The organism is Pseudonocardia wallangbongensis, assembly GCF_054486945.1.
In genome coordinates this window covers 74955-98251 of sequence record NZ_JBRERS010000008.1, presented here as the reverse complement: position 1 = coordinate 98251, position 23297 = coordinate 74955, and the positions used below count along the sequence as shown (strand labels likewise).

25 protein-coding genes and 1 riboswitch are annotated in these 23297 nt (G+C 74.1%); of the genes, 24 read left to right on the top strand and 1 reads right to left on the bottom strand.

Going from position 1 to position 23297, the window contains the following annotated elements:
- Positions 1 to 4 precede the first annotated feature (4 nt).
- The 11 genes from ACU436_RS26905 (at position 5) to ACU436_RS26855 (ending at position 7947) form a co-directional block, all read left to right on the top strand.
- Complete coding sequence (locus ACU436_RS26905) at positions 5 to 211, top strand: ribbon-helix-helix protein, CopG family (RefSeq protein WP_459029743.1); 207 nt, start codon at positions 5 to 7, stop codon at positions 209 to 211.
- Entirely contained in the window at positions 208 to 588 is a 381-nt protein-coding gene (locus tag ACU436_RS26900) for a type II toxin-antitoxin system death-on-curing family toxin (protein ID WP_459029742.1), read from the top strand. Before ACU436_RS26905 ends, ACU436_RS26900 begins: the two co-directional genes overlap by 4 nt.
- A gap of 188 nt (positions 589 to 776) precedes the next feature.
- Positions 777 to 1370: a precorrin-8X methylmutase gene (locus ACU436_RS26895; protein ID WP_459029741.1), complete on the top strand. Its 594-nt coding sequence runs from the start codon at positions 777 to 779 to the stop codon at positions 1368 to 1370.
- A gap of 1 nt (position 1371) precedes the next feature.
- Positions 1372 to 2259, top strand: a complete 888-nt coding sequence (locus tag ACU436_RS26890; RefSeq protein WP_459029740.1) for a sirohydrochlorin chelatase — start codon at positions 1372 to 1374, stop codon at positions 2257 to 2259.
- Entirely contained in the window at positions 2259 to 3488 is a 1230-nt protein-coding gene (cobA, locus tag ACU436_RS26885; protein WP_459029994.1) for a uroporphyrinogen-III C-methyltransferase, read from the top strand. Before ACU436_RS26890 ends, cobA begins: the two co-directional genes overlap by 1 nt.
- 6 nt (positions 3489 to 3494) lie before the next feature.
- Entirely contained in the window at positions 3495 to 4073 is a 579-nt protein-coding gene (locus tag ACU436_RS26880) for a cyclodeaminase/cyclohydrolase family protein (protein ID WP_459029739.1), read from the top strand.
- Between the two features lie 85 nt (positions 4074 to 4158).
- Positions 4159 to 4947 carry an alpha/beta fold hydrolase gene (locus ACU436_RS26875; protein ID WP_459029738.1) on the top strand — a complete coding sequence of 263 codons (789 nt, stop codon included), beginning with the start codon at positions 4159 to 4161 and terminating at the stop codon, positions 4945 to 4947.
- On the top strand, positions 4944 to 6155 hold the full coding sequence (locus tag ACU436_RS26870; RefSeq protein ID WP_459029737.1) for an LLM class flavin-dependent oxidoreductase: 1212 nt from the start codon (positions 4944 to 4946) through the stop codon (positions 6153 to 6155). The genes ACU436_RS26875 and ACU436_RS26870 overlap by 4 nt, the downstream gene beginning before the upstream one ends.
- A 28-nt stretch (positions 6156 to 6183) precedes the next feature.
- The gene (locus ACU436_RS26865; RefSeq protein ID WP_459029736.1) at positions 6184 to 6369 is read left to right on the top strand and encodes a 2-hydroxymuconate tautomerase family protein; all 186 of its coding nucleotides are present in this window, start codon (positions 6184 to 6186) and stop codon (positions 6367 to 6369) included.
- A 4-nt stretch (positions 6370 to 6373) separates the two neighbouring features.
- On the top strand, positions 6374 to 7147 hold the full coding sequence (locus ACU436_RS26860) for an SDR family NAD(P)-dependent oxidoreductase (protein WP_459029735.1): 774 nt from the start codon (positions 6374 to 6376) through the stop codon (positions 7145 to 7147).
- A gap of 53 nt (positions 7148 to 7200) precedes the next feature.
- Positions 7201 to 7947 (top strand): FadR/GntR family transcriptional regulator, encoded by a 747-nt coding sequence (locus ACU436_RS26855; protein WP_459029734.1) that lies wholly within the window; start codon positions 7201 to 7203, stop codon positions 7945 to 7947.
- A 20-nt stretch (positions 7948 to 7967) separates the two neighbouring features.
- On the opposite strand, the gene ACU436_RS26850 is transcribed toward ACU436_RS26855, so the two are convergent.
- The gene (locus ACU436_RS26850; RefSeq protein ID WP_459029733.1) at positions 7968 to 8657 is read right to left on the bottom strand and encodes a GntR family transcriptional regulator; all 690 of its coding nucleotides are present in this window, start codon (positions 8655 to 8657) and stop codon (positions 7968 to 7970) included.
- A gap of 109 nt (positions 8658 to 8766) precedes the next feature.
- On the opposite strand from ACU436_RS26850, the gene ACU436_RS26845 reads away from it, so the two are divergent.
- The 13 genes from ACU436_RS26845 to cobI all read left to right on the top strand — a co-directional run bounded on the left by ACU436_RS26845 (position 8767) and on the right by cobI (position 23286).
- Positions 8767 to 10254 carry an aldehyde dehydrogenase gene (locus ACU436_RS26845; protein WP_459029732.1) on the top strand — a complete coding sequence of 496 codons (1488 nt, stop codon included), beginning with the start codon at positions 8767 to 8769 and terminating at the stop codon, positions 10252 to 10254.
- On the top strand, positions 10251 to 11099 hold the full coding sequence (locus ACU436_RS26840; RefSeq protein ID WP_459029731.1) for an FAD:protein FMN transferase: 849 nt from the start codon (positions 10251 to 10253) through the stop codon (positions 11097 to 11099). The genes ACU436_RS26845 and ACU436_RS26840 overlap by 4 nt, the downstream gene beginning before the upstream one ends.
- Entirely contained in the window at positions 11092 to 11619 is a 528-nt protein-coding gene (locus ACU436_RS26835; protein WP_459029730.1) for a flavin reductase family protein, read from the top strand. The genes ACU436_RS26840 and ACU436_RS26835 overlap by 8 nt, the downstream gene beginning before the upstream one ends.
- 16 nt (positions 11620 to 11635) lie before the next feature.
- The gene (locus ACU436_RS26830) at positions 11636 to 12700 is read left to right on the top strand and encodes an ABC transporter substrate-binding protein (RefSeq protein ID WP_459029729.1); all 1065 of its coding nucleotides are present in this window, start codon (positions 11636 to 11638) and stop codon (positions 12698 to 12700) included.
- A 30-nt stretch (positions 12701 to 12730) separates the two neighbouring features.
- Positions 12731 to 13573 (top strand): ABC transporter ATP-binding protein, encoded by an 843-nt coding sequence (locus ACU436_RS26825; RefSeq protein WP_459029728.1) that lies wholly within the window; start codon positions 12731 to 12733, stop codon positions 13571 to 13573.
- Positions 13570 to 14424 (top strand): ABC transporter permease, encoded by an 855-nt coding sequence (locus ACU436_RS26820; protein WP_459029727.1) that lies wholly within the window; start codon positions 13570 to 13572, stop codon positions 14422 to 14424. Before ACU436_RS26825 ends, ACU436_RS26820 begins: the two co-directional genes overlap by 4 nt.
- A 25-nt stretch (positions 14425 to 14449) precedes the next feature.
- The gene (locus tag ACU436_RS26815) at positions 14450 to 15325 is read left to right on the top strand and encodes an alpha/beta fold hydrolase (RefSeq protein WP_459029726.1); all 876 of its coding nucleotides are present in this window, start codon (positions 14450 to 14452) and stop codon (positions 15323 to 15325) included.
- Complete coding sequence (locus ACU436_RS26810) at positions 15325 to 16701, top strand: FAD-dependent oxidoreductase (RefSeq protein ID WP_459029725.1); 1377 nt, start codon at positions 15325 to 15327, stop codon at positions 16699 to 16701. Before ACU436_RS26815 ends, ACU436_RS26810 begins: the two co-directional genes overlap by 1 nt.
- Positions 16694 to 17284 (top strand): carboxymuconolactone decarboxylase family protein, encoded by a 591-nt coding sequence (locus ACU436_RS26805; RefSeq protein WP_459029724.1) that lies wholly within the window; start codon positions 16694 to 16696, stop codon positions 17282 to 17284. Before ACU436_RS26810 ends, ACU436_RS26805 begins: the two co-directional genes overlap by 8 nt.
- Positions 17281 to 18129: an SDR family NAD(P)-dependent oxidoreductase gene (locus ACU436_RS26800; RefSeq protein WP_459029723.1), complete on the top strand. Its 849-nt coding sequence runs from the start codon at positions 17281 to 17283 to the stop codon at positions 18127 to 18129. The genes ACU436_RS26805 and ACU436_RS26800 overlap by 4 nt, the downstream gene beginning before the upstream one ends.
- A 153-nt stretch (positions 18130 to 18282) precedes the next feature.
- A complete protein-coding gene (locus ACU436_RS26795; RefSeq protein ID WP_459029722.1) occupies positions 18283 to 18699 on the top strand; it encodes a hypothetical protein in 417 nt (138 codons plus the stop codon).
- A riboswitch (cobalamin riboswitch) is annotated at positions 18695 to 18831 on the top strand. It overlaps the preceding gene by 5 nt.
- A 34-nt stretch (positions 18832 to 18865) precedes the next feature.
- On the top strand, positions 18866 to 22555 hold the full coding sequence (cobN, locus tag ACU436_RS26790; RefSeq protein ID WP_459029721.1) for a cobaltochelatase subunit CobN: 3690 nt from the start codon (positions 18866 to 18868) through the stop codon (positions 22553 to 22555).
- The gene (cobI, locus tag ACU436_RS26785) at positions 22552 to 23286 is read left to right on the top strand and encodes a precorrin-2 C(20)-methyltransferase (protein WP_459029720.1); all 735 of its coding nucleotides are present in this window, start codon (positions 22552 to 22554) and stop codon (positions 23284 to 23286) included. The genes cobN and cobI overlap by 4 nt, the downstream gene beginning before the upstream one ends.
- The last annotated feature ends 11 nt before the right edge of the window (positions 23287 to 23297 follow it).

Below are 23297 nucleotides of genomic sequence, written 5' to 3'. Positions count from 1 at the left end.
CCTCATGGCGATGACACTGCGTCTCACCGACGAGGAGACCGAGGCCCTGCGCACTCAGGCGGAGCGCGAGGGCCGATCGATGCAGGCCGTCGCGCGGGCCGCCATCAGGCGGTACATCGAGCAGGATGACCACGACGCGCGCGTGACCGCTTCAGCGGCTGCTGGAGCGAACCGCTATGCGGAAGCCCTACGCCGGCTCGGTGAGGTGTGACCGAGTACCTCGATCCCGACGACCTCCTGACCATCGCGCAGTACGCGGTCGACGGCGACGTCGCGGTCCGCGACCACGGGCTCCTCGCATCCGCGGCGGCACGCCCGCAGGCCAGCGCGTTCGGCGCTGACGCCTATCCGGAGCTGCACCTCAAGGCTGCGGCGCTGCTGCACTCGCTGGCCCGCAACCACCCGCTCGTGGACGGCAACAAGCGGCTCGCATGGCTGGCGACCTACGTTTTCCTGGACATCAACGGTCAGGGTCCGTTCGCGACCCAGGATGACGTGTTCGACCTCGTCCTGGCCGTCGCCTCCGGCACCCTCGACGACCTGGAGAAGATCGCGGCGCAGCTCGCGGCCTGGTCGCCCGGAGTCTGACCGGTGCGACCTCGCGCACGCCGTGGGGGAGCGGCGGCCGCGCCGGGTTAGGCTCGACCGGCTGCGTGGGAACCCGGTGCGACTCCGGAGCGGTCCCGCCACTGTGATCCGCGAACCCGCGGCAGCCAGACCTCGCGCGGCGCCCACCGCCGACCCCGTCCGGGCGTGGACACCCGGGGAGGAGCATCGTGAACGCGCGCGCCGCCGTGCATCCGATCGAGCAGGAGTCGTACGCGATCCTGCGCAGCAGGCTCGACACCTCCGACCTGACCCCGCTCACGCGCGCGGTGGTCGAGCGGGTGGTGCACACGAGCGCCGACACCACGTGGGCCGGTGATCTCGTCGTCGCCGAGGCCGCCCTGCTCGTGGGCCGCGAGGCGCTGCTCGCGGGGGCGCCGCTGGTCGCCGACGTCCGGATGGTGGCCGCCGGGATCACGGCGCGGCCCGCGGTGGTCGCGCTCGACCTCGCCGAGCACCCGGAGCCGGGGCTGACCCGCTCCGCGGCGGGCATCCGCGCCGCGGTCGCGCGGCACCCCGAGGGTGCCGTGTGGGTGATCGGGAACGCGCCGACGGCGCTGGCCGAGCTCGTGCGCTGTGCGGGTGCGGGCCTGGTGCGCACGCCGCTCGTGGTCGGCCTGCCGGTCGGGTTCGTCGGGGCGGTGGCCGCGAAGGCCGCGCTGCGGGCGTCCGGGCTCCCGGCGGTCAGCAATCGCGGCGAGCGGGGTGGCGCCGCCGTCGCGGCCGCCGCCGTCAACGCGCTGCTCTACGCGGAGGTGGACTGAGGTGGCGTCGCCGCTGCTGCTCGTCGGCCACGGCACGGTCGACGCGACCGGTGTCGAGGAGTTCGTCGCCTTCACCGGCCGCATGCGCGGGCTGCTCGACACGGACGGCGGGGCGGACGTGGCCGGCGGGTTCATCGAGCTGTCGGCGCCCACGGTGCACGAGGCCTGGACGGAGCTGGCCGGGCGCGGGAGCACGACGATGGCGGCCGTGCCGATGGTGCTGGTCGCGGCGGGCCACGCGAAGGGTGACATCCCGGCGGCCCTGCAGCGCGAGGTCGTGCGCGACCCGGCCACCGCGTACGTCTTCGGCCGCCCGCTCGGGCCGCACCCGCTCCTGCAGCAGGTCGTGGCCGAGCGCGTCGCCGAGGTCGCCCCGGCCGGGGAGACGGCGGTGCTGCTCGTCGGCCGCGGCTCCACCGACCCGGACGCCAACGCGGAGATCTGCAAGGTCGCGCGGCTGCTGCAGGAGGGCCGCGGGTACGACTTCGTCGAGCCGGCGTTCGTCTCCCTGACCGGCCCGGACGTGCCGGGCGGTCTCGCCCGCTGCCGGGCGCTGGGTGCGCGGCGGGTCGTGGTGGCGCCCTACTTCCTCTTCGACGGGGTGCTGCCGCGACGGGTGGGCGACCAGGCCCGCGCGTTCGCCGCGCAGCACCCGGACGTCGACGTGCGGGTGGCCGGGCACATCGGCAACTGCGCCGAGCTGGCGGAGCTGGTGTTGGAGCGCTACCACGAGGCGTTGCACGGTGACATCCGGATGAACTGCGACACGTGCGCCTACCGCGTGCTGCTCCCCGGGTTCGAGGACAAGCTCGGCGCCGCGCAGACGCCCCACCACCACCCGGACGACCCGGCACACGGTCACGGGCACGGCCACGTCATCGCGGGATGATGGCGCACGTGGATCCCTATCTCGTCGGGCTCGACCTGGCCGGCCGGCGCGTCGTCGTGGTGGGCGGGGGTGGCGTAGCCCAGCGCCGCCTCGGTGGGCTGCTCGCCGCCGGGGCGGACGTCGAGGTCGTGGCGCCGGAGGTCACCCCGGCCGTCGAGGCGATGGTCACCGCCGCCGAGGTGCGCTGGACCGCGCGCGGGTTCCGCCGCGGGGACCTGGAGGGCGCCTGGTACGCCATCGCCTGCACCGACGACCCCGCCGTGAACGCGCAGGTGGGCGCCGAGGCGCAGGAGCGGCGGGTGTTCTGCGTGCGCGCCGACGATTCCCCGCGGGGCAGCGCGGTCACCCCGGCGGTCGGGCGCCACGGCGCGCTCACCGTCGGCGTGCTCGCCGGGCGCAACCCGCGCCGCTCGGCCGCGGTGCGCACCGCGCTGGTCGAGGCGCTGCACGCCGGGGTCGTGGACGACGCGGCGGAGCCGGTGCGGCCGGGCGTCGCGCTGGTGGGTGGCGGGCCGGGCGACCCGGAGCTGGTCACGGTGCGCGGGCGGCGGTTGCTGGCGCGCGCCGACGTGGTGGTCACCGACCGGCTCGGCCCGCGCGACCTGCTGGACACGCTCGCCCCGCACGTCGAGGTCGTCGACGCGTCCAAGATCCCGTACGGCCGCGCGATGAACCAGGCCCGGATCAACGAGCTGCTGGTCGAGCACGCCCGGGCGGGGAAGTTCGTGGTGCGGCTCAAGGGCGGGGATCCCTACGTCTTCGGCCGCGGTTTCGAGGAGGCCCTCGCCTGCGCCGAGGCGGGGGTGGCGGTCACCGTTGTGCCCGGCGTGACGAGCGCGTTCGCCGCGCCCGCCGTCGCCGACGTGCCGGTGAGCCACCGCGGCGTGGCGCACGAGATCGTGGTGGTGTCCGGGCACGTCGGGCCGGACGACCCGCGCAGCCTCGTCGACTGGCCCGCGCTGGCCCGGCTGCGCGGCACGGTGGTGCTGCTCATGGCGGTGGAGCGGATCGGTGCCTTCGCCGAGGCCCTGATCGCGGGCGGTCGCCCGGCGGACACGCCCGTGGCGGTGGTGCAGGACGGCACCATGCGGATCCAGCGGTCGCTGCGCGCCACCCTCGCCACCGTCGCGGACGCGGTGCGGGAGCAGGGGATCAACCCGCCGGCCGTGGTCGTCGTCGGTCCCGTGGCAGGCCTGGCCGCCGGCGAGGTGACCGCACGTGGTACCTGATCCCCCATGTCCGAACCGGCAGACTCCCTGCTCGACCTGACCGTCGGCGACCTACTCGGATCCGTCGCCGCCCGCACCCCGGCGCCCGGCGGGGGTGGGGTCGCCGCGCTCGCCACGGCGATGGCCGCCGGGCTCACCGGGATGGCCGCCCGGTTCGGCGACGGCCCGGCAGCCGAGCGAGCCGCCGAACGGGCCGACGAGCTGCGGAGCCTGGCCGCCCCGCTGGCCGATGCCGACGCCGCCGCCTACGGGGGGTTCCTGGCGGCGGTCCGGCTCCCGCGTGACGAGCCCGGCCGGGCCGCGGCCGTCCGGCGGGCCCGGGAGGACGCGATCGCCGTTCCGGTGGCGATCGCCGGCGTGGCGGGCGAGGTCGCCGAGCTCGCGGCCGACCTGGTCCGCAACGGCAACCCGCAGCTGCGCGGTGACGCGGCGGCGGCCGTGCATCTCGCCGCCGCGGCGGCGGCGACGGCGGCCGAGCTGATCGCGGCCAACGTCAAGGGCGAGCAGGGCGTCGCCGAGCGCGACCGCGCCCGCGGGCTCGCGGTGGTGGCCCGCCGCCTCGCGGATCAGATCGCCCGCGACTGAGCGTCCCCATCCCGATCTGTCGGTACCCCTTGCCCTGATCAACCCTAATTATTAGGGTAATTGGAGCGCAGGGAGGTGGGAGGGTATGACGACCGTGACCGGGGTGGACCGCCTGGTCTTCTTCCACGACGCGGATGTCGTCGACCGCTCGCCGGGGGTGTTCGGACGCCTCGGCGAGGACGGCGACCTCGACATCGACGTCCCCCGCTACCCGGGCTTCGAGGGCGCCTTCGACGCGCTGGACCGCAGCTGGGAGTCCTGGGACGGCGCCCTGGACCTGGCGCACCACTTCCGCCACACCCTGCTCGACGGTGCGGACCCGCGCCCGACGCACGTGGCGGGCGCCGGCTTCGGCGGGTGGGTGGCGCTGGAGCTGGCGCTCATGGCGGGGCGGTCGCTCGAGTCGCTGGTCCTGGTGGCGCCCTACGGCGTGAAGCTGTTCGGCCCGATGGACCGGGAGTTCTGCGACGTGCTGCTGCTCGACCCGGCCGAGCAGGTCGAGCTGGGGTGGGCCGATCCGCGGCGGTGCCGGGACCTGCGGATGCCGGGTTACCCGGCCGACCTCCCCGATGCCGAGCACGAGATCGCGTTCGCCGAACGCGCCACGCTGGCCCGCTACATCTGGAAGCCGTTCCTGCACAGCCGCGGGCTGAGCCGCTGGTTCCAGACGATCGACGTGCCCACGCTCGTCGTCGTGGGCGCCGAGGACCGGATGCTGCGCGCGGGCCACAGCCGGGAGCTGGCCGAGCGGATGCCGCGGGCCACCTACGTCGAGATCGCCGACGCGGGCCACTACCCGTACCTCGAACAGCCGGCGGCGTTCCAGGCGGTGGTCGCCGACTTCTACAGCCAGGTGAAGGGAGCCCGGCGGTGAGGTTCTTCCACTTCAGCGAGATGCCCTACCCGTACGTGCCGCCCGAGGTCGAACAGGCCCACGGCGGCCTGAAGTACTTCCTGCCCAACCGGTACTACGACCCGGTTCTCGGGCACGACCTCTACCAGCGCTACCTCGACGAGTACGAGCTTGCGGACCAGCTCGGGTTCAACCTGATGGTGAACGAGCACCACCAGTCGGCGGCCACCCTGCACGTGTCCGCGACGTTGAGCGCGGCGTCGGTCATCGCGCGGACGCGCCACGGCCGGATCCTGGTGCTGGGCACCCCGCTGCCGCACCGGTCGAACCCGGTGCGCGTGGCCGAGGAGATCGCGTTCCTGGACAACGTCAGCGGCGGCCGCATCGACTGCGGCTTCGTCCGGGGTGTGCAGGGGGAGACCTACCCGTCGAACGAGAACCCCGCCCGGAACATGGACATGTTCCTCGAGGCCCACGACCTGATCAGGGAGGCGTGGCTGCAGCGGGACATCTTCTCCTGGGAGGGCGAGCACTACCAGTACCGGTACGTCAGCATCTGGCCCCGGCCGTACCAGCAGCCGGCGCCCCCGGTCTGGGTCAGCGGCACGACGCCGCGGCTCGTCGAGTGGACCGCGCGGCAGGGCTACACCCTGTGCAACCTGCTGGGCACGTACGAGGACACGGCCAACTCGTTCCGGCTGTACCGGCGCACCGTGCAGGCGCAGGGCCGGCCGGAGCCGGGGCCGGACAAGTTCGCCTACCTGTCGCTCTGCCACGTCGCCGAGACCGAGGAGAAGGCGCGCGAGGTCGGGCGGAAGCTGCTCTGGTACCTGAAGGCGGGCAAGCAGCGCCTGGGCGCGGCGGTCCCGCCCGGCTACTCCTCGCCCGCCGCGGCGGTGGCCGCGATGCGCGGCACGCTCGGCGCGATCCGCAAGCAGTCCTTCGAGCAGCTCGTCGACGAGGGCATCGCGCTCGTCGGCACCCCGGACCAGGTCGCCGACAAGATCCGCCACCTGTACGAGACGACGGGCGTCGGCAACCTCATCCTCATGAACCAGGCCGGCGAGATGACCAGCAACGAGGTGCGCGACAGCCTGCTGCTGTTCCACGACAAGGTCCTGCCGAGCGTCCGCGACCTGGGCGCCAGCTGGGAGGACGACGACACCGGCTGGCGTACCGACTCCGACACCCGACCCGTGGCGCCGGTCCTCGCCAGCGCCGTGTCCTGATCCCGGATCCCACCAAGGAGGCAACACCGTGCCACGCATCATCGTCCAGGCCGTCGAGGGCCGCACCGCCGAGCAGAAGCGCCGGCTCGTCGAGTCGGTCACCGACGCCGTCGTCGACGCCTACCGCTGCGAGCCGAAGACCGTCACGATCGTCATCGAGGACATCCCGCCCGGCAACTTCGCCAAGGCCGGTGTCCTCGCCTCCGAGGGCTGAGGCCGTGTTCGACCCGGGCCTCGCCGGGTGCCGCGCGCTCGTCGTCGGTGCCGGGCAGGGCATCGGGCTGGAGACCGCGGCGCTCCTGGCCCGGCTCGGCGCCCGGGTCGGCATCGTCGACGTCGACGTCGAGCGGGTCGCGTCCGCCGTTCCCGGGCTGCCCGGTGCGGGCCACGCGGGCTTCGCCGCGGACGTGCGCCGGCGCGACGAGGTCGGCTCGCTCACCGAGCAGGTGGCGGACCGGCTGGGCGAGGTCGACGTGCTGGTGAACGTCGTCGGCCTCGGTGGGCCGGCCCGTGAGTTCGCGGCCATGGACGAGTCGGTGTGGGACGACGTCCTGGAGGTGAACCTCCGCCAGCAGTTCCTGGTGGCCCGGGCGTTCGTCCCGGGGATGCTGGCCCGCGGGCGGGGGAGCGTCGTGGTCGTCTCGTCGATCAACGCGACGATGTCGTCCCCGCTGCGGGCGGCGTACGGGGTGGCGAAGGCCGGCCTCGACTCGCTCGTGCGCACCCTCGCCATCGAGTCGGCCCCGCACGGGGTCCGCGTGAACTCGGTTCGGCCCGGCGCGACGGCGAGCCCGCGGCGGCGGCACCTGGCGGAGGGGGAGCTCGGTGCGCTGTACCGGCGCGAGATCCCGCTCGGCCGGGTCGCCGAACCGGTCGACGTCGCCAACGCCGTGGTCTTCCTCGCCTCCGGCCTCGCCCGGCACATCACCGGGGAGTCGCTGGTGATCGACGGCGGGGCGACCGTCCGGTACAGCCAGCCGGCCGGCAACTAGCGGCGGGGGCGGGCGGATGCCGGCGACGGAGCGCGACGGGGGAGGATGGGGGCGTGACAGGCGCCGTGCTCGGATCCTCCCGGCCGCGGGCGGTGAAGCTCACGGAGGCGATCGCCCGGCGGATCGTCGACGACGTCGTGGCCCGGGACCTGCCGGCCGGGGCGGCGCTGCCGCGCGAGGCGGAGATGGCCGAGCTGTACGGCGCCAGCCGGGCCACGGTGCGCGAGGCGCTGCGCATGCTGGAGGCCAACGGCCTGGTCCGGGTCCGTCCGGGCCGGTACGGGGGCCCGCAGGTCGGCGAGGCCGACCCGGTGGCGTTCGGCCGCTCGCTGACCTGGTTCCTGCAGCTGCGCCGCACCCGGTTCTGGGAGCTGCTGGAAGCCAGGGTGATCATGGAGCCGATGATGGCCGCGCTCGCCGCGCAGCGCCGGCCGGCGGCGGCGATCGGGGAGCTGCGGGCCGCGATCGACGCGCACCGCGAGCTCGGCCCGGACGACCGGGCCGGGTACCTGGCGGCCACGCAGGACTTCCACGGCCTGATCGCCGGGATCTCCGGCAACGGGGTGCTCGACCTGTTCGGCCGGTCCCTCAAGGAGATCTACACCGAGCGGGCGATCGCGGAGGACCGGCCGGCGGCGCGCCGGGACGAGGTCCTTCGGGAGCACGCGGCCGTGGTGGACGCGATCCTCGCGGGCGACCCGGCGGGGGCCGAGCGGGTGATGCGCGAGCACATGGAGCAGCTCGCGACCGGGTTCGTGGCCCAGTACGGCGACCTGCGCAACGAGATCGTCGGCTGGTAGCCGGCGGGCCCGCCCCGCCCTCAGGCCGAGTCGGCCTGCTCGGCCATCGCCTGCTCGACCACGAGGTAGGCGCTGTGGATGTGCCGGCTCCACGCCTCCTGCGCCGCCTCGGCCTCGCGGGCGGCGACCTTCGCCACGACGCCGGCGATCTCCCGGATGCTCTGGGCGGGGCGTCCACCGGTCGACAGGGACCGGGCGCGCAGCTGCGCCAGCCTGCCCTGCAGCACGTTGGCGTGGTCGCGCAGGACGTCGTTGTCGGCGCCGCGGTAGAGCACGTCGTAGAAGTCGTACTTGCGGTGCAGCATCGCGGTGACGTCGCCGCTGTCGTGTGCGGCCTTCAGCTCGGCGAAGGCGCGCTCGAGCTCGCCCAGCTGTTCCTCGCCCGCCCGCTGGGTGAACAGCCGGATCGCGAGGCCTTCGAGGGCCTGGCGCAGCTCGTAGAGCGACCGCGCCTCCTTCTCGGTGATCCGGCGGACGGTGGGCCCCTTGTGTGGGCGCATCTCGACGAAGCCCTCCGCCTCCAGCTGGCGGTACGCCTCGCGCAGCGTGTTGCGCGAGACGTCCAGCTGGGCGCACAGCTCGCGTTCGACGAGCCGCTGGCCGGGGCGCAGGACCCCTTCCATGATCTGGTCCCGGATCGCCATGACGGTCTGCTCCCGGATCGGCGAGGCGATGTGCTGGACCCGGGACAGGCGGGAGGGCGTCGTCACGACGCGCACTCTAACACTGACTGTGGGGCAGTAGGATTGACCAATTGTAGGGCAATTGGATAGCGTCGGACCGCGACCGCACCCGCACTCCCACGAACAGAGGTCGTCCATGAGCGAGAGCCGCCCCGCCGAAGGGCTCTTCATCGACAACGAGACCGTGGCACCGGGCTCCGGCGAGCACTTCGACGTCGTCGACCCGGTCTCCGGCCGGTGCTGGGTCCGCGCCGCGGCCGCCTCGGCGGAGGACGTCGACCGGGCCGTGCGCAGCGCCCGGCGCGCCTTCCGCGGCGAGTGGGCGGACTACCGCGCCGCCGACCGCGCCGACTTCCTCATCCGGTTCGGGCAGGCCGTGGCGGAGCACGCCGAGGAGCTCGCCGACCTGCAGGTCCGCGAGAACGGCAAGCTCATGCGCGAGATGCACGGGCAGGCGAAGCTGCTGCGGGAGTACTTCAACTTCTACGCGGGCCTCGCCCAGATGCCCACGGGCACCACCAACTCGCTGCACGTGCGCGACATGGTCAACTACACGGTCCGCGAGCCGGTGGGCGTCGTGGCCGCGGTGACGCCCTGGAACTCGCCGCTGCTGCTGCTCGCCTGGAAGCTGGGCCCGGCGCTGGCGGCCGGGTGCACGGTCGTCACGAAGCCGTCGGAGGTCACGCCGGTCTCCACCGTGCGCGTCGCCCGGCTGGCCGCCGAGGTCGGGTTGCCGCCCGGTGTGTTCAACGTCGTCACCGGCCTCGGCCCGACCGGGGCGGAGCTCACCGCGCACGCCGGCGTCGACAGGATCGCGTTCACCGGGTCGACGCCGACGGGGCGCGCGATCGCGGCCACCGCGGGCGGTCGCCTGGCGCGGGTCTCGCTGGAGCTCGGCGGCAAGTCACCGAACATCGTCTTCGACGACGCGGACCTCGACGGCGCGGTCAACGGTGCCGTCGCCGGCATCTTCGGCGCGAGCGGGCAGACCTGCATGGCGGGCTCGCGGATCATCGTGCAGGACACCGTGTACGACGAGGTCGTCGACCGGCTCGGGAAGGCCGCCGACGCGATCACCGTGGGAGACCCGCGCTCGCCGTCCAGCGAGATGGGCGCCGTCGCGTGCCGGACGCAGTACGACAAGGTCCTGCACTACGTCGACATCGCGCGGTCGGAGGGGGCCCGGCTCGTCGCAGGCGGCGCGCGGGCCGAGGTCGAGGGGCACCCGGATGGCCTCTTCGTGCGGCCGACGGTCTTCGCCGACGTCACGAGCGACATGCGCATCGCACGCGAGGAGGTGTTCGGCCCGATCGCGGCGGTGCTGCGCTTCCGCGACGAGGCCGAGGCCGTCGAGATCGCCAACGACACCGAGTTCGGCCTGGCCGCCGGGGTCTGGACGGGGTCGGTCGCGCGCGCCCACCGGGTCGCCGGGCGGCTCGAGGCCGGCACGGTGTGGATCAACAACTACCGCAAGACCTCCTATGCCACCCCGTTCGGCGGGTACAAGCAGAGCGGGCTCGGCCGCGAGAACGGCGCGGACGCGCTGCGCGAGTACACCGAGGAGAAGAGCGTCTGGGTGGACGCCGGCCAGGGCATCAAGGACCCGTTCAACCCCCGGGCATGAGTACCTCGCTCGCGGTGGACCTGCGCCGCCACCCGTGCACCGTCTTCGGGTGCGAGGTCGTCCTCGCCTCCGTCGGGGCGCCGGCCACCCCGTTCGCGCAGGTCGAGGCGCGTCTTCGGCACCTGGAGCGGCGGTTCTCCCGGTTCGTCGACGGCAACGAGCTGGCCGTGCTGGGCGGCGCGGCGGGCCGGTGGGTCGAGGTCGGCCCGGAGATGGAGCGCCTGCTGGCGCACGCGCTGCGGGTGGCGGTCGAGAGCCACGGCCTGGTCAACATCGCCGTGACGCCCGCGGTGCGCCGGGCGGGCTACGTCGCGCCGTGGCCGTCGGCGTGGCGCCCGGCCGAGCCGCCCGCCGCCGTGCCGGCGCTGACCGAGGTGCTGGAGCTGCGGCCGGGACGCGCCCGCCTCGCCCGCGGGTCCGCGGTGGACTTCGGCGCGCTCGCCAAGGGGCTCTGGGCCGACGACGCCGCCGGGTGGCTCGGCGACGACGCCGCCGCGAGTCTCGGCGGGGACGTGGCGGCCCGCGGCGGCGGCCCCTCGGCCGAGGGGTGGCCGATCGGCCTGCCCGGCGGGCGCACCCTCCTGCTCCGCGACGGGGGCGTCGCCACCAGCGGCACGTCGAAGCGCGCGCAGGGCGGGCGCCACCACGTCATCGACCCGCGCACCGGCCGGCCCGCGCGGTCGGGCCTGCGCGAGGTGACGGTCGTGGCCGGCTCCGCGACCACCGCGGAATGGCTGGCCACCGCCGTCCTCGTCGCCGGCCCGGGATCCGCCCCGGCGCGGCACCCGGACGTGGTCGCGTGCTTCCCGATCCCGGACGAGCCGGGAGGGCAGCGGGATGGCTGAGCAGGCGGCGGGAAGCCTCGTCTCGCGCGCGGAGTTCGCGCGCGCGTTCCGGCGGGTGCCCGGGCCCGTGGCCGTCGTGCTGGTCAGGACCGTCGACGGCCCGGTCCGCGGGATCACCTGCACGTCCGCGACCGCGCTGTCGGGCTCACCGCCGATGGCCGCGTTCTCGGTGGACGCCAAGACGGCGTTCGCCGAGGAGGTCCGGCGCGCGGGGCCTTACAGCATCAACTACCTCGCCGCGGACCGGGACGGGTGGGCGGCCGCCTTCGCGCGCGGCGACGCGTCGCTCGACGCGCTCGTCCCCGTGATCCGCGACGGCCGCGGTGGGGCGCCGACGCTCGCGACCGGCACCGCCGTGGTGCTGGAGTGCGAGGTCGCCGACGTCCTCCCCGGTGGCGACCACTGGATCGTCACCGGGCGGATCGCCCATGCCAGGACCCAGTCCGACGCGCCCGCCCTCGTGTACGAGGCGGGGCGCTACGGGCGCTTCTCCACCTGCTCGACGTCCACCTTCCACTGACGAAAGGTTCGGCGCGATGTTCCGTTTCCCAGTCCGGGCGACGATCGCCGCCGCGGCGCTCTCGCTCCTGGCCGCGTGCGGCGGCAGCGGCGGTTCCCCTGCGGGCGAGCTGAAGGAGGTGACGATCGGGAGCCAGCAGGTCGCGGCCGACGCCGGGCTGTTCATCGCCGACTCGCTCGGCTACTTCGAGGAGGCGGGGCTTCAGGTCTCGTTCGAGCGCATGAACGACGCCTCGGCCATCACGAACTCGCTGGCGACCGGCCACCTCGACGTCGCCGCGGCGACGATCACCCCCGGCACCTTCCAGGCGGGCGCCAAGGACCTCGGCATCAAGATCGTCGGGGACAAGAACTTCATGGCACCCGCCCGCGGGTCGCTCCCGGCGATGTCGGCGACGCGGCTGGCCGTGCGCCCGGAGTTCGACAAGGGGGACCTGCGGGCCACCCTCGAGTCGCTGCGCGGCCACAAGCTCGCGATCCACAGCGACCTGTCGATCCAGATCGTCTACCTCGACATGCTGCTGCAGGAGTACGGCTTCTCGCGCACCGACTTCGAGATCACCCCGGTGCTGTCGCCGAACCAGATCTCCGCGCTGTCGAACGGCGCGATCGACGCCGCGGTGATGCAGGAACCCTTCTTCACCCAGGCCGTCGACCGCGGGATCGCCAGGCCCGTGTCCGACATGACCGAGGAGCTGCCCCCGAACGGCGCCAGCACCACCGCCCTGCTGTACGGCAAGGAGTTCATCGCCGACCACGACACCGCCCAGCGGTTCATGACGGCCTACGTCCGCGGCGTGCGCACCTACAACGACGCGATGTTCCACGGCAAGGACCGGGACAAGATCGTCTCGATCATCGCCGACGCCGTGGGGATCCCCGCCGAGGACATCGCGGGGACGAACCCGGCCGGCCTCGACCCGGACCAGGCGATCAGCCTCGACTGGATCAACACCTGCCAGCAGTTCTACCGGGCCAACGGGATGCTCGACGTCCAGGTCGACGCGGCGAAGCTCGTCGACACCTCGTTCCGCGACGCGGCGATCCGGGAGCTCGGCCCCTACGCGCCACCCGCCGCCTGACGCCAGACCCCGACCGAGGAGTACACCGACGTGCACCCAGAGAACGCGGTCCCGGCCGTCCGCATCAACGGCCTGCACAAGACCTTCCTGACCCGCCGGGGGGACGCCGTCGAGGCCATCAGCGACGTCACGCTCGACGTCGCCCGGGGCGAGGTCGTCGCGGTGATCGGCCCGAGCGGCTGCGGCAAGAGCACGCTGCTGCGCGTCCTCGCCGGGCTCGACCGGACCTACGGCGGCGAGGTGCACCTCGACGTCAGCGGGGCCGGCCGGGGCGGTGACGGGGCCCGGCTGGCCGCCGCCACCGTCTTCCAGGGCGACTCGACGCTGCCGTGGCTGACGGTCACGAAGAACATCACCGCGGTCGGGCTCGCGAAGCTGGGCCTCTCGGCCGCCGACAAGAAGCGGCGCGCCGACGACGTCGTGGCGCTCGTCGGCCTGCAGGAGTTCGCCCACGCCTACCCGTACGAGCTGTCGGGCGGCATGCGCCAGCGCGTCGCGATCGCGCGGGCGCTGGCCACGGAGCCGCACCTGCTGCTCATGGACGAGCCGCTGGCCGCGCTGGACGCCCAGACCCGGCTGGTGATCCAGCAGGAGCTGCTGGGGATCTGGTCGACGACCCGCTCCACGGTCGTCTACATCACCCACGACATCGAGGAGGCGGTGACCCTCGCCGACCGCATCGTCGTGCTGTCGGCGCGACCCGGTCGCATCGACATGGTCCGCGAGGCCCCGCCGAAGGCCGGGATGGACGTGGCGGAGCTGCGCCGCGACAAGGCCTTCGGCGACCTCGTCGTCGAGCTGTGGCAGGCGATCGCCGGCTCGGTGGGCGATCGCCTCACGCCGGACCGGGCCGGGATGGAGGTGGCGACGTGACGACGCTCAGCACGGTGGTGAGCCGGGTGCAGCGGCCGGAACCGCGCGAACACACGGCCCGGGAGCTGGTGCGCGGGCGGCAGCGGGAGCGGCGGCGCAAGCTGCTCTGGGGCGTCCTGACGCCGGTCGCGCTGCTGCTGCTCTGGGAGCTGGCCAGCCGCACCGGGCTGCTCGACGAGAACTTCTTCCCGGCGCCGTCGACGGTCCTGCTCGAGTCCCTGCGCTACGTCACCGACTCCGACCTGCGCGATGAGCTGCTGGACAACGTCGCGGCGTCCGGGATCCGGCTCGGGCTCGGGTTCGTGCTGGGCGCCCTGCTGGGGATCGTCGTCGGCCTGCTCATGGGCCTCGTCCCGGTGGTGCGGTACGCGCTCAACGCCGTCATCACGGCCACCTACCCGCTGCCGAAGCTGGCGCTGTTCCCGCTGATGATCATCTTCTTCGGGATCGGCGACGCGAGCATGGTCGCGCTGGTCACGCTCGGCGTGTTCTTCATGGTCTGCATCAACACCGTCGGCGGGGTCACGTACAGCCCGCCGATCTACGCCGACGTCGCGCAGGCCTTCGAGCTCCCGCGCACCACCCGGCTGCTGCGGGTGACGATCCCCGCGGCCATCCCCTCGGTGATCGGCGGGCTGCGGCTGGGATTCGGCCAGGCGCTGATCATCGTCGTCTCCACAGAGTTCGTGAGCGGCCAGGACGGCATCGGCTACATCATCTGGAACTCCTGGCAGGTGCTGAACGTCTCGGCGATGTTCGTCGGGCTCACGATCGTCGGCCTCGTCGGCTGGCTGGGCTCCAGTGTGATCAACATGCTCGGCCGCCGCCTCGTCCCGTGGCAGGACGACTAGCCACCCCCACCCGGAAGGATCAACGTTGCCCTCCTCCCTCCACGCCCACGACGTGCGCCACGACGGCGTGACCACCCACTACCTGGACTCCGGAGCCGGCGACGACCGGTCCGTCCTGCTGCTCGTGCACGACGGCTGGTTCGGCGCCGACGCGCGCACCCTCTGGTCGCGCCTCGCCCCCGAGCTCGCCGCGGACTTCCGCGTCGTCGCGCCCGACATGCTGGGGTTCGGCCGCACCGACAAGATCGTCTACTACGACCGGTCGATGTACGCCTACCGCGCCGCCCACCTGGGGTCGTTCGTCCGCGCCGTCTGCGGGCCGGACGCGCGGGTCCACGCGGTCGGCACCTCGATGGGCGGCTCGATCCTGCTGCGCGACGCCGTCGCCGCCACGCCGAGCATCCCGGTGCACAGCGTCGTGAGCGTCTCGGGGTCGGGCGGGCCGTGGCGCTCGGCGTTCGGCGCCGAGCAGCTGGGCCGCTACGCGGGCACCGTCGAGGACATCGCGCGGGTCATGGACCACATGGCCGGCGCCTTCGACGGGCGCGCCGCGGTCATCGCGGACCGGCAGGCCAACACCGAGCGCCGCGGGCACGTGCAGTGCCTGCTCGCGGGCACCGTCACGCACCCGGCCGGGTCGGCCCCGCCGCCGCCCGACGGCTGGCCCGCGCCGCTGCGCGAGCTCACCGTGCCGGTCACGGTCGTCGCCGGTGCCCAGGACCCGCTGCTGGAACCGGACTGGCAGCGCCACCTCGACGGCCTCTCGCCGCTGCTGGCCACCCGGGTGCTGGACGCCCGGCACGCGCCGAGCCTCGACCGTCCGGAGCTGCTGGCGCAGGTCGTCCGCGACCACGTCCGGCGCTCCGCCGAGCCCGTACTCGCACACGAGGGGAGCCGGTGATGGCGCAGGTGGAGGGCCAGGCCGACGTCGTGGTCATCGGTGGCGGGGTCGCCGGCCTCGGCGCCGCGGCATCGGCCGCCGAGCAGCTGGGGCCGTCGGGCACCGTCCTGCTGCTGGAGAAGGCGGACGCCGCCGAGGCCGGCGGCAACACCCGCTGGACCGACGCCTACTTCCGCCTCGAGGACGTGTACGAGCCCGCGGCCGGGTTCGTCGAGGACATGACGTCCTTCTCGCGCGGGCTGACCGACCGCGCCTACGTCGAGGCGCTCGTCGAGCGGTTGCCCGAGGCGATGGAGTGGGTGCAGAGCCACGGCGTGCGGTTCCAGCGGCGCGCCACCTACTTCGTCACGGCCTCGCGCCCGCGGATGATGCCGGTGGGTGGCGGCGAGTCCCTCGTGCGCCGGCTCACCGACGCCTGCGAGAAGGCCCAGGTCGACGTCCGCTACGGCGCACCCGTGAGCGCGATCGACCCCGCCGGTGCCGGCTACGAGGTGACCTTCTCCGGGACCACGGTCACCGCCCGGACCGTGGTCGTCGCGTGCGGCGGCTTCGAGGGCGACCCCGACCGGCTGCGGCGCCACCTCGGCGACGCGGCCGCCGGCATGAAGCCGATCGCGCCCGGGGGCCGGTTCGACACCGGCGAGGTCATCGACCTGGTGCTGGCGCTGGGGGCCGCCGGGGGCGGCGAGTGGGCCGGCTTCCACGGCGAGCCGGTGGACGCGCGCAGCACCCAGCCCGAGGCGTCGGTGATGGTCTTCCCGTACGGGATCCTCGTCGACCGAGACGGCAGCCGGTTCCTCGACGAGGGCACCGGCACGGTCGACGAGACCTACGAGGACTGCGCCCGCGCGATCCTCGCCAACCCGGGCTCGTGCGCGTACTTCGTCTCGGACGCGTCGTTCCTGCAGGTGCCGGGGATCGAGCGGGGCCTGCTGACGGACCGGGCGCCGATCCGCGCCGACAGCCTCGCCGACCTCGCCGCCGAGCTGGGCCTCGACGCGGCGGCCCTGGAGGCGACGGTCCGGGAGTACAACGCCGCGGTGGTGCCCGGGCCGTCCGACCCGAGCCGGCCCGACGGCCGGCACACGGCGGGCCTGACGCCGCCGAAGTCGAACTGGGCGGTGCCGATCGAGACCCCGCCGTTCCTCGGGATCCCGCTCGTCACCGACATCGTCTTCACCTACGGCGGCATCGCCACCGACGCGGGCGCCCGCGTGGTGGACGCCGCCGGCAACCCGGTGCCCGGCGTCTACGCGGCGGGGGAGTGCACCGGGATCTACCACCACAAGTACCCGGGCGCGACGTCGGTGATGCGCGGCCTCGTGTTCGGCCGGGCCGCGGGGATCGCGGCGGCCCAGGAGGCGGGCCGTGGGTGACGGCGAGCGGCTGCCGCGGCTGCGTCCGGACGACCTGGACGGCGCCCAGCGCGACCTGCACGCCACGTTCGTCGGCGGTCCCCGGCAGAGCCAGGCGGGCTTCTTCCCCGTCGCCGACGCCGACGGGGTGCTGAGCGGGCCCTACCGGGCGATGCTGCTCAGCCCGGCCGCCGGGGCGCCGCTGGAGCGGCTCGGCCGGGCGGTCCGGTACGAGGTCGGGCTGCCCGACCGGGCGCGGGAGCTGGCGATCCTCACGGTCGCGCGCCTCACCGACAGCGAGGTCGAGTGGCAGGCCCACGAGCGGCTCGCGCTGTCGGTGGGCGTGCCGGACGCGACGGTCCGCTCGCTGTGGGCGGGCGCGCCCGCCTTCGGCGATGACGACGACGGGGAGCTCGACGCGCTCGTGCACGGGTTCGCGCACCAGCTCCTGGCGGACCACCGCGTCGGCGACGCGACCTTCGCGGCGGCCCAGGAGACGTTCGGGCGGGCCGGGGTGTTCGAGCTCGTGACGACGATCGGCTACTACCAGACGATCGCGCACATCAACAACGCATACGCGCTGCGCCCGGCGGAGCGCCCGTGAGCGCCGAGCTGGCGGGCCGCGCGATCGTCGTGACCGGCAGCGGGCGGGGCCTGGGCCGGGCCTACGCGCTCGACGCCGCCGACGCCGGAGCCGCGGTCGTGGTCAACGACGTCGACGAGGACGCGGCGCGGGAGGTCGTCGCCGCGATCCGCGCGCGGGGCGGGCGGGCCGCGGCGAGCGTGCACTCGGTCACGGACCCGGGTGCCGCGGACGAGGTCGTCTTCACCTGCGTCCGCGAGTTCGGCCGCCTCGACGGGCTGGTCAACAACGCCGGGGTCCTCACCGAGGCACCCGCGTGGGAGACCACCGCGGAGCAGAGCACGGCCATGGTCGAGGTCAACGTCCTCGGGTCGATCCACTGCGGCCACGCGGCGATCCGCCGGATGCGCGCGCAGGGCGGCGGGTCGATCGTCAACGTCACCTCGGGCACCCACCTCGGGCAGCCGGGGCTCGCGGTCTACGGCGCGACCAAGGGCGCCATCGCGTCGCTGACCTACGGCTGGGCGCTCGATCTCCACGGCACCGGCGTTCGCGTCAACGCCGTCTCCCCGCTGGCCGTCACGCGGATGAAGCTGCCGCCGCACGACGGTCACGCGCACCCCGAGGACGTCGCCGCCGTCGTGCGCTACCTGCTCAGCGACCGCTCCGCGGCGCTGACCGGCCAGATCGTCCGCCGGGCCCGCAGCGAGCTCGGGCTGATCCGGCACCCCGCCATCGGGACGATGCTCACCGGGAACTGGACGATCGACCGCATCGCCGACGCGTTCGAGACCGGGCTGGCCGACGAGCTCGAACCCGTCGGCTTCGGCGGCCACCTGGTCCGGCCCGGCTCGCACGGCCGCTGACGCACCCGTGTCGCTCCTGGCCCGGCGTCCGCCCTCGATCGCGGGCACTTCGCACATCCAGCATGGACTTCGCATAGGGCCGGGCTTGTGTGAAGTCGATGCTGGGTGTGCGAAGTCGGCCGGCGTCTCGCATACTGGGACAGATCTGCCGGTGTGGTCGACCTCAGGCGAGCGCTCGAGCCCGAGCGGGCACCGCGGCCGGCGGCCGTCGCGTCGAGCGCTCCGGCCGGCGCCGTGATCAGCACCTGCTCGACGAGCGGCGGGGTGAGCCCGCCCTGCTCGGCGATCGTCTCGGCCCGGCCGGCCTCACCGATCCGGAAGTCGGCGATCGAGCCGCGGTTCGTGCCCGTCGCCGCCCCCGCGCCGACGCACAGCAGCACGAAGCCGACCCACGCCGCGATCGCCCACCACGGGTGCCGCGCGCTCCACACCGCCGCCCGCACCGTCCCCCCGCTCCCGATCACGCGTCGAGCGTTCCGCCTCCGGGGCGCCGGGTCACTGCGGTGCGCCGGTCATGACGGGGTGGGGCAAACCCCCACCGGGAAGGTCGGCATCCTCACGACGCGTTGACCGCCGGACCCGCCGTGTGTTCCAGTTCTCCGGGACGGCAGTGCAGGAAGCCGGTGTGACTCCGGCGCGGTCCCGCCACTGTCACCGGGGAGCACCCGGGAGCCAGACACTCGCTGCCGTCACGACTCCGCCGAGCAGAGGGCGCGGACCCTCGGGAGGAACGCCGATGACGCAGCCCGTGCTGCTGCTGTCCACCGCCGACACGGAGCTGCTGGCCGCCCGCGGGTCGGGCGCGCTGTACCGCACCGCCAACCCGGCCCGCGTCGAGCCGGACGGCCTGCCGCCGTTGCTCGACGGCGTCGCCGTCGTCGTGCTGCGGCTGCTCGGCGGCCGCCGGGCCTGGCCGGAGGGTGTGGACGCGCTCGCGGCGTCCGGGCTGCCGGTCGTGCTGCTGGGCGGGGAGGCGGCGCCGGACGCGGAGCTGATGGCCGCGTCGACGGTGCCGGCCGGGGTCGCGTCCGAGGCGCTCGGATACCTCGCCGCCGGTGGCACCGCCAACCTGCGCGAGCTGCACCGGTTCCTTTCCGACACCGTGCTGCTCACCGGCGAGGGGTTCGACCCGCCCGCCGCGATGCCCGAGTTCGGCGTCCACGGCGCCCGCACGCAGGACCCGGCGAAGCCGACCGTCGGCGTGGTCTTCTACCGGGCGCACGAGCTGTCGGGCAACACCGCGTTCGTCGACGTGCTGTGCGAGGCGATCGAGGCCCGCGGCGCGAACGCGCTGCCCGTGCACTGCGGCTCGCTGCGCGGGGCGCAGCCCGAGCTCATGCAGCTGCTGGGCGGGGCCGACGCGCTGGTCGCCACCGTGCTGGCGGCGGGCGGCACGGTCGCGGCCGGCGCGAGCGCCGGTGGTGAGGAGGAGTCGTGGGACGCCGGCGCGCTCGCCACCCTCGACGTGCCCGTCCTGCAGGGGCTGTGCCTGACGACGTCGCGGGCCACCTGGGCGGCGTCGGACGCCGCGCTCTCGCCGATGGACGCCGCGATGCAGGTCGCGATCCCCGAGTTCGACGGCCGCCTGATCACGGTGCCGTTCTCGTTCAAGGAGACCGAGCCGGGCGACGACATCCCCGTCTACCGCGCCGACCCCGAGCGGGCCGGCCGGCTGGCCGGTCTCGCCGTGCGGCACGCCCGGCTGCACGCCACGCCGGTGGCCTCGCGGAAGGTCGCCGTGGTGCTGTCGAGCTACCCGACCAAGCACTCCCGGGTGGGCAACGCGGTCGGGCTGGACACCCCCGCGTCCGCCGTCGTGCTGCTGCGGGCCCTGCGGGATGCCGGCTACGCGGTCGGCGACTTCCCGGAGGACTCCGACGAGCTGATCCACTCGCTGATCGCCGCAGGTGGTCACGACGTGGAGTGGCTCACCGAGGAGCAACTGGCGGCCGCGCCCGCGCGCGTCCGGCTCGCCGAGTACCGGCGCTGGTTCGACGCGCTGCCGTCCGCGCTGACCGACGGCATGCGCTCGCAGTGGGGCGAGCCGCCGGGCTCGCTGTACGTGGACGGGGACGACATCGCGCTGGCCTCGATGCAGTTCGGCAACGTCGTCCTGATGATCCAGCCGCCGCGCGGGTTCGGGGAGAACCCGGTGGCGATCTACCACGACCCGGACCTGCCCCCCTCGCACCACTACCTGGCCGCCTACCGGTGGCTCGAGGAGGAGTTCCGTGCCGACGCCGTGATCCACCTCGGCAAGCACGGAACCCTCGAATGGCTGCCCGGCAAGGGCCTCGGCCTCGCCGCCGAGGACGCCCCGGACGCCGTGCTCGGCGAGCTGCCGCTGGTCTACCCGTTCATCGTCAACGACCCCGGCGAGGGCACCCAGGCCAAGCGCCGCGGCCACGCGGTGGTCGTCGACCACCTCGTCCCGCCGATGGCCCGCGCCGACACCTACGGCGAGATCGCCAAGCTCGAGCAGCTCCTCGACGAGTACGCGGCCGTCCAGGCCATGGACCCCGCGAAGCTCCCGGCCCTGCGCACCCGCATCTGGGAGGTCGTGACCGCGGCCCAGCTCCACCATGACCTGCACGTCGACGCCGCGCCCGGCGAGGACGACTTCGACGACTTCGTCCTCCACATCGACGGCTACCTCTGCGAGGTCAAGGACGTCCAGATCCGGGACGGCCTGCACATCCTCGGCGGCCCCCCGGAGGGCGAGGCCCAGGTGAACCTGGTGCTGTCGATCCTGCGGGCGAGCCAGGTGTGGGGCGGGAAGGCGGCCCTGCCCGGCCTCCGGGCCGCGCTGGCGGAGTGGGCGGGATTGGACGAGCAGGCGCTCCTCGCAGCGCCCGGCGCCCAGGTTCAGGAAAGCCACATTCCTGAACCTGCAGTACAGGAATGTGGCTTTCCTGAACTTCAGCGGCTGCTCGCCGTCGCCCCCGGGCCCGCCGTCACCGGGGCCGATCTCGTCGATGTCCTCGAAGGGGTCGCTCGGGCACTCGTCGCCGGCCTGCAGCAGCGCGGCTGGCGCGAGCCCGCGGCCGTCTGCGCGTCGCTGCTGGGGGAGGAGATCCCCGCCGTCGTGGCGGTGCTGGGGTTCGGCTGCGCCGAGGTCGTGCCGCGGCTGGACCGCACCACCGACGAGGTCGCCGCCGTCCTGCACGCCCTCGACGGCGGGTACGTCCCGGCGGGGCCGTCCGGCTCCCCGACCCGCGGGCTGGTGAACGTCCTGCCGACCGGGCGCAACTTCTACTCCGTCGACCCGAAGGCGATCCCCTCGCGGAGCGCGTGGGAGGTCGGGTCCGCCCTCGCGGAGTCGCTCGTCGCGCGCCACCTCGCCGACACGGGGTCCTACCCGAGCAGTGTCGGGCTCACGGTCTGGGGCACGAGCGCGATGCGCACCCAGGGTGACGACCTCGCCGAGATCCTCGCGCTCATCGGCTGCCGCCCGGTGTGGGACGACGCGTCGCGCCGGGTCACCGGCTTCGAGATCGTCCCGCTCGATGAGCTGGCCCGGCCCCGCATCGACGTCACCGTCCGGATCTCCGGCTTCTTCCGCGACGCGTTCCCGCACGTCATCGGCCTGCTCGACGACGCGATCCGGGCGGTCGCCGAGCTGGACGAGCCGTCCGACCAGAACTTCCTGCGCGCCCACGTCGAGGAGGACGCGGCCGGGCACGGTGACCGCCGCCGCGCCACCTCGCGGATCTTCGGGTCCAAGCCGGGCGCGTACGGGGCGGGGCTGCTGCCGCTGATCGACGCCCGCAACTGGCGCAGCGACGCCGACCTCGCCGAGGTCTACGCGGTGTGGGGCGGCTACGCCTACGGCCGGGGCCTGGACGGGCGCGAGGCCCGCGCCGACATGGAGCAGTCGTTCCGGCGGATCGCCGTGGCCGCGAAGAACCAGGACACCCGCGAGCACGACATCGTCGACTCCGACGACTACTTCCAGTACCACGGCGGCATGGTCGCGATGGTCCGTGCGCTCACGGGCCGCTCGCCCGCGGCGTACGTCGGCGACTCGGCGGTGCCGCAGGCGGTGAAGACGCGCACGCTCGCCGAGGAGACCAAGCGGGTCTTCCGCGCCCGCGTGGTGAACCCGAAGTGGATCGCGGCGATGCAGCGCCACGGCTACAAGGGCGCGTTCGAGCTGGCCGCCACCGTCGACTACCTGTTCGGCTACGACGCCACGGCCGGCGTCGTCGACGACTGGATGTACGGGCAGCTCGCCGAGAGCTACGTGTTCGACGAGACCAACCGCGCGTTCATGGAGAAGTCCAACCCGTGGGCGCTGCGCGGGATCACCGAGCGGCTCCTGGAGGCGGCCGACCGCGGCATGTGGGCCAAGCCCGACGACGCCGTGCTCGACCGGCTCCGCCAGACCTACCTCGACCTCGAGGGTGACCTGGAGGGTGCGGAATGAACACGCTCGTCGGTGTGGGGGTCGGGCCCGGGGACCCGGAGCTCGTCACGGTCAAGGCGGCCAACCTGCTGGCCAAGGCCGATGTCGTCTTCGTCCCGGTCGCCGACTCCGGGGAGACCGGGCGCGCCGAGCAGACCGTCCTCTACTACGCCGAGGCCTGGCGGGTGGAGCGGGTGGTCTTCGCGTTGCACGACCGGGAGCACACCGAGCGTCGCGAGCGGGCGTGGGACGCCGCTGCCTCGCAGGTGGCGGCCTGGTTCGCCGCGCGTCCCGGCAGCACCGCCGTGTTCGCGACCATCGGCGACCCCTGCGTCTACTCCACGTTCAGCTACCTCGCCACGTCGGTCCGGCACGTGCTGGGCGAGCTGGACGTGCAGCTCGTCCCGGGGATCACCGCGATGCAGGACCTGGCCGCCCGCTCCGGGACGCCGCTGGTGGAGGGCCGTGAGCCGCTCGCCCTGTTCCCGATGACGGCGGGCCCCGAGCGGTTCCGGGAGGCGTTGGAGCGCGGCGACGCCGTCGCCGCGTACAAGTTCGGCCGGATGCTGCCCGAGACGCTCGCCGTGCTCCGGGAGACGGGCCGGCTCGACGAGGCCGTGTACGGCGAGGGCCTCGGCCTGCCGGAGGAGGACATCCGCCCGGCCGCCGACCTGGACCCGGACGGGCAGGGCCCCTACCTGGCCACGTTGATCGTCCCGCCGAAGCGCACCGGCCGCGGCGGATCTCTGTGAACGGGGAGGCG